The following is a 6,126-nucleotide window of genomic DNA, read 5'->3' as shown; positions in this document are numbered from 1 at the left end:
AGATCGAGGAGACCACCTCGGACTACGACAAGGAGAAGCTGCAGGAACGTCTCGCCAAGCTGGCGGGCGGCGTTGCCGTCATCCGCGTCGGCGGTGCGACCGAGATCGAAGTCAAGGAAAAGAAGGACCGCGTCGATGACGCCCTCAACGCGACCCGTGCGGCCGTCGAAGAAGGCATCGTGCCCGGCGGCGGCGTCGCCCTGCTGCGCGCTTCGCTGGCCATCACCGTCACCGGCGCCAACTCCGACCAGACCGCCGGCATCGCCATCGTGCGTCGCGCGCTGCAGGCTCCGGCTCGCCAGATCGCCGCCAACGCCGGTGCGGAAGCATCGATCGTTGCCGGCAAGATCCTTGAGAACAAGGGCGCGACGTTCGGCTTCAACGCCCAGACCGGCGAATATGGCGACATGATCGCCATGGGTATCGTCGATCCGGTCAAGGTGGTGCGCACGGCTCTGCAGGACGCGGCCTCGGTCGCCGGCCTGCTGGTCACCACCGAAGCGATGATCGCGGAGGCTCCGAAGAAGGAGTCGGCTGGCGGCGGCATGCCGGCTGGTATGCCCGGCGGTGGCATGGGCGGCATGGGCGGTATGGATTTCTAATCCAGCTATCAACCTACAGATACGGAAAAGGGTGGCAGCAATGCCGCCCTTTTTTGTGTGCCGAGAATGATCGACAGCTTTAGACGTGCAAGTCCTCTTACCCAGCCTGATGGCGGCGAAGGGTTAGCGAAGCGCAACGCGTCGTCGTAAGGGGGGTCTGGCCGTGTCCTTTCGTTCAGCCGCTGGTCGAAACTCACGATGATCGTGCTGCCTTCCGCCGTACCGTCGATCTTTACAGGGCTGCGAGAAGGCCTTCAACGGCTGGCAGACCCTGGTTGCGGTAGAACTCATCGCATCGTTCGAAGGGCTCCGATACCTGATGGCCTATGGTCGTCAGCTCTTTCAATTGGAACCTCGTTCTTTCGGCCATGATCGTGGTCGGCCTGACCGGATTGGTGATCCACGGCCTGCTCACGCTTGCCTGAAACCATCTGCAACGCTGGCGTCCGGAGACCCACGATGAGCCTGATCACGATTGCAGGTCGGGATAGGCTGTCGCACGGCGCTTCCATCGCACCGCCGCCCTTCCGCTCCATCGGCCGACATCTGCGGCCGCTTGCGGTGCCGATGGCGATGCTCGCGATTTGGGAGTTGCTCGCCCATGCCGGCGCTGCTGACCCACGTTTTCTACCGCGGCTGGGAGAGGTGGCGGCCCGCGGCATGGCAGAGTTCAGCCGAGGTGGCCTCGGCTCCAATCTTCTGGCGAGCCTGGAACGTGACCTGATCGGTTTCGTGTGTGGCAGTGTGGCGGAATCGCGCTTGGTCTGGTGATCGGATTTTCCCGCCTCATCGAACGCCTGAGAGGCTCATGGTCGCGGTTGTATTACCGCTATTACGTGACCTGATCACGTTGACGATGCCAGCACCTTCATTGGCCACTTTCTGGACCATGTACGTCACATCAGGCTCCTCCGCCCGATCGACACGAGCCGGCTCTGTAACCAAGCCGCCGTCATATGGCGGTTCCACGACGGCACTGGCGGCAGTCGTCTTCTCAGCGGCTACAGGTGGACGTTTCAGCATGACGCAAACGAATCCGATGGTGGCAAGGACAGGCAGACCAAGCACCGCGTAGAAGCCGTACTCCGCTGGAGTGCGCCTCGGAAGTGGAGCGACAACGGCCTGATTTGTCTTGCCGTGCCGACATTGTCAGCACGCTTTTCGAAGCCTCTGAATTTCTTAGTGTCCATCCCAGCTCGACTTCCGACCATCCCCATTTCCGGCTGCCCGCGGCACGGCAGCCCTTGGCCTCTAGCTGCGCTCGAGCGGATCAGCGTGCCGTCCGCCTCCTCTGGCTGATCAAAATGTCTGCACCCATTTGGCAATGGCCGCTTCGCGCAAAAGTTTTCCCCCGTGAGCCGACTTTCCGAATTGGCTTAACTTCCAAATCTGTGGCTTTGCCTGCATTGCGGAGCGCGGAGTTCCGACCACTCGCCCAAGGGTATGCCATGGCGTTTCGTCTCTTTGTTCCGATCCTTGCCGGTGCAACCCTGCGCGAGCGGCTGCTCGCCTGTATGGGGGCCATGATCGGCATCGCATTGACTGGCGTGATCAGTGCGCTGGCGAACGGGTCTGGCCCACATGTCGCACTGCTGGTTGCTCCAATGGGAGCATCGGCCGTGCTGCTCTTTGCCGTACCTTCAAGCCCGCTGGCGCAACCTTGGTCGATTATCGGTGGCAATACGATTTCGGCGCTGGTCGGGGTGATCGTGGCGCATTTCGTGCATGAACCCGTCCTTGCTACCGGCATTGCGGTGGCGCTGGCCATCGCCGCCATGTCGTTCACGCGCTGCCTGCATCCGCCGGGTGGCGCCGCCGCCTTAACCGCGGTGTTCGGCGGACCGGCCGTCTTCAGCTCGGGCTTGCTGTTTCCCTTCGTTCCGGTAGCGCTGAACTCGATCGTGCTGGTCGCACTCGGCTACGGCATCCATAAACTGTCGCGGCGCAACTATCCGCATGTGGCGCCCCCCGCCCTTAAAAGCGTGCATGGAACCATCGATCCGCCGGCGCGGGAGCGGGTCGGCTTCCAGCCCGAGGATATCGATGCCGCGCTCGGCGCGCTGGAGGAAACCTTCGATATCGACCGCAACGATCTTGAGCGGCTGCTACGGCAGGTCGAGTTGCAGGCGATGGTGCGCTCCCACCGGACCCTGCTGTGCGAGGACATCATGTCGCGCGATGTGATTTCGGTCGATGAACATGCGCCTGCCGACCAGGCGCGTCATTTGCTGCTCGATCACAACATCCGGACGCTGCCGGTGACCGACGCCGGGGGCGGGCTGGTCGGTGTAGTTGGCCTGCGCGAGCTGACGAAGGCGACCGACACGGTGAGGGCTGTGATGTCGAAGGCTGGCACCGCCTCTCCCGATACGCCGGCGATGAGCCTGCTGCCGGTGCTCACCGACGGCCGCAGCCATGCCGTGGTCATCGTCGATGCCGAGCGACGCATTATTGGGCTGATCACCCAGACCGACCTGCTGGCGGCGGCAGCGCGCGTGCACATGGCCGACACAACGCTGGCAGCGGCACAAAATAGTTCCGCTGCTCAATCCGGGAACCCGATGGGGCGCCGGGATAGCGGTATTAAGTGCGGCCTTCCGCCTAAGACAATTCCTTTTTACGAGTAGATCAACCCTGAAACGCGACCGCGTGCTCAGGCATCTGGTTCACGTAGGCCAAGTACGACTGCAACAACGGAACACTCTTCAACCTTGCCGGTGGCCAGAGCCAGTCCGCTATGTCGACCAAAGGCGCGGACTACAAGTGGGTCAAGTGTCCTTTCCGATCGTCGTCACAGCAAACACCCTTACGGCAGAACCGGAGGAACAGCATGGACATGCAAACAGCCAGTTCAATGCAGACATCGCCACAGCCTCAATCCCCTGACCCTGGAGCGTGGACCCTGGAGCGTGGACCCTGGAGAAGGCTCAGGCCCTTCACGATGCCCCTTCAAAATCTCCTCTTCCTTGCGCAAACCGTGCACCGCCAGAATTTCGATCCCAACAAGGTCCAGCTCAGCCGGCTTCTCAGCATCAAGACAGGCGGCTGCCCGGAGGATTGCGGCTATTGCAGCCAGCGTATCAGAGGGCATCGCGATAAAAGTACGCCAAACAACGCTAAGGGAGAACAAACGGTGATCTGATTTCGTTCGACGCTCGTTTTCGAGAGCCGCTCTGGGTCGTTCGCAATCAACTGTGTAGGCCAGCGGAGCGAGCAAGGAGCGCCAGATCTGGACAGGGCTGAGTGGGGTGTTTTTCCCGAAAGGTGGGGGCCATGCCCTAAGGGACACGAGATGTAGTGGACTCGTCGATCCGCGCGGTTTCGATTCGCGCACCCGGGCACAACGCTTGGATAAGTCCCATCAGACGCTCTCCGGTGGCCGTCATCTGTTTAGCTGACATTGGGCCGAGGGCTTCCAGCACGAGCCACATGGCGCGGGTATTGACCGTGACCATGGTGCGCCGCCCCTGCCGCCAGTTCCAGCGGCGGCACGTGACACCGCCATCATCGCACCAGATGACTTCGCCCGGTTCGGGATGCTCGGTTACCATTTCACCTTGCTGGATCGTGTCGAATGGCTCCGCTCCCTTCGCAATTAAAAGTCTCGGGACACCCTGGTAAAGATCGAGATCCTCCCCGCCAACCGGAACGCCATACAACACGCTGACGGCATTGTAGGCATCAACCAGTGGGGATATCCGCGGGAGAGAGCCATCTTTCCGCACACGCTTGAGAAGCGCGGCGGCCGAGCACGGCGATCGATTGGCTTTTGTGCCGAAAGCCGCGTAGGCAACGGCCCACGCCGCAAGATGCGCGTCCCTTTGGGCGTCATCGCGAAGCGCGGCCTGTTCCGCCGCCGCAATCGTGTCGTTCAACGCCTGTGCATCCGGCACGTCGATTTCAGCGTTCCGTACCACAATGCTGATCAGATGAAAATCCGGGTAGCGGGCCTTGATCTCGGGGGCAATCAATGGGCGGGAAAGACATGGGATGCTCTTTTCTCATGGGGAGGCTTTGCGCTGGCGGTCGTTCGGGAGATGTATGAAGAAGGGTGCTTGTCGAGCGTCCAGATCTTCTGGCATCGGCGTGGTGCATGCCGCACCATGCGCTGGATAATTCCATCATTCGGCCGTGGACAAGGCCTGGTAGAGATCGACGATTATGTCTTGCGGGTGCTCGAGCCCGACCGAGATGCGCAGCAACCCCGCCGGAGCAATCGACTTTGGTCCTTCTACAGAGGCCCGATGCTCCATCAGCGAATGCGTGCCTCCAAGGCTCGTGGCCCGCACCACAAGATTGAGCCGCCCAGCGACCGTCATGGCTGCCTCGGCGCCGCCTCGAACGATGAAGGAAAGCATGGCACCGTAGCCAGACATCTGCCGCCCGGCCAACTCATGGCCCGGGTCATCGGGCAGGTCCGGAAAGAGAACACTTTCGACTGCCGGATGTTTGCCCAGCGTTTCGGCGACTTTCTGGGCGCCGTCACAGTGGGCTCGCATGCGAACCGGCAAAGACTGCAGCCCACGAAGTGCCAGCCAGCAGTCGAAGGGAGCCGCGACGCTTCCCTTGTGCCGCTGGATCATGCGCAGGGGGCGTTCCAGAGACGCGGCGTCCGGCAAGACGACGACCCCAGCCATCATATCGGAATGGCCACCTATGTATTTCGTTGCCGAATGCATCACGGCATCGGCCTCCAATTCGAACGGGCGCTGGAGGACGGGCGTCGCCCAGGTGTTGTCAACCACCGCAATCGCACCGGCCTCGTGCGCTTTGTCGCAAGCCGCCCGGATATCCACGACACGGATGAGCGGGTTCGAGGGGGTCTCGATCCACACGAGGCCCGTGGGGGCGGCACCCACGGCCGTGCGCAGCGCGTCCAGGTCGCGCATGTCGACGGCGACGAAGTCGAACCGGCTTCCGATATCGGTTTCGTCAATCAGCGATCGGATGCCGAAATACATGTCGTCCGGCACGACAATACGATTGCCCTTGCGGGGGTGCGCCTCGAACACCGCCGTAATGGCGGCCATGCCAGACTAGAAGGCGACAGCGGCGTGACCTCCTTCAAGCGCGGCCATCGCCGTTTCGAACGCGTTCCGCGTCGGGTTGGCATCCCTGATATATTCATAGCTCGACGGGTAGCCACCGTCCGCACTCCGTTCGAAGGTCGTACTGGGATGGAAGGGGATCGTGACGGCGCCGGTGAAAGGATCGACACCCCGACCCGCATCGCTTTGGTTTCCAGTTGCATGGAGCACCTCCTTAGGTGGATCTGAGAAGGAAGACGGCAGGAATGGCCAAAAGCAGACCGATTCCCTGTGTCATTGAAGGCCGCTCGCGCAGGACCTTAATGGCCAGCACGATCATCGCGACCGGATAGCGAGGCGACGGCCGCGGTTTCGGCCAATCCTCGGTGGCGAAAGCCACCATCAGCAACAGGTTTGCAATTCCATCGAGAAGGCTGGCCACGGCGGCAATGCTGAGGCCGCGCGGGCAAGACGCGTGGCTTCGGCACCCCGGGCGG

At 62.0% G+C, this 6,126-nt stretch carries 4 protein-coding genes and 3 pseudogenes; 4 read left to right on the top strand and 3 right to left on the bottom strand.

What is annotated here, in order from left to right; all coding sequences use genetic code 11:
* The 4 genes and pseudogenes from NKI17_RS31785 to NKI17_RS31770 all read left to right on the top strand — a co-directional run.
* Positions 1-602 (top strand): TCP-1/cpn60 chaperonin family protein (locus NKI17_RS31785; RefSeq protein WP_352907369.1); only part of this gene is annotated, 602 nt, incomplete at its 5' end.
* 459 nt (positions 603-1,061) lie between these two features.
* Entirely contained in the window at positions 1,062-1,373 is a 312-nt protein-coding gene (locus tag NKI17_RS31780) for an ABC transporter permease family protein (protein WP_352642819.1), read from the top strand.
* Positions 1,374-2,050: 677 nt separating this feature from the next.
* Positions 2,051-3,130 (top strand): annotated as a pseudogene (locus NKI17_RS31775) (HPP family protein); the annotation flags it as partial.
* Between the two features lie 413 nt (positions 3,131-3,543).
* A pseudogene (locus NKI17_RS31770) lies at positions 3,544-3,678 on the top strand (biotin synthase BioB); the annotation flags it as partial.
* A gap of 202 nt (positions 3,679-3,880) precedes the next feature.
* Here the strand turns inward: NKI17_RS31770 and NKI17_RS31765 are convergent.
* The 3 genes and pseudogenes from NKI17_RS31765 to NKI17_RS31755 all read right to left on the bottom strand — a co-directional run bounded on the left by NKI17_RS31765 (position 3,881) and on the right by NKI17_RS31755 (position 6,071).
* Positions 3,881-4,573 (bottom strand): B3/B4 domain-containing protein, encoded by a 693-nt coding sequence (locus tag NKI17_RS31765; protein ID WP_352694549.1) that lies wholly within the window; start codon positions 4,571-4,573, stop codon positions 3,881-3,883.
* A 150-nt stretch (positions 4,574-4,723) separates the two neighbouring features.
* Positions 4,724-5,860, bottom strand: a pseudogene (locus NKI17_RS31760) (trans-sulfuration enzyme family protein).
* A 4-nt stretch (positions 5,861-5,864) separates the two neighbouring features.
* Entirely contained in the window at positions 5,865-6,071 is a 207-nt protein-coding gene (locus NKI17_RS31755) for a hypothetical protein (protein WP_352579569.1), read from the bottom strand.
* Between the last annotated feature and the right edge of the window lie 55 nt (positions 6,072-6,126).

This window comes from Mesorhizobium sp. M0816, from assembly GCF_040320005.1.
Lineage (GTDB): Bacteria > Pseudomonadota > Alphaproteobacteria > Rhizobiales > Rhizobiaceae > Mesorhizobium.
The sequence above is the reverse complement of the archived record's forward strand: the minus strand, read 5'-3'. Positions and strand labels throughout refer to the sequence as shown.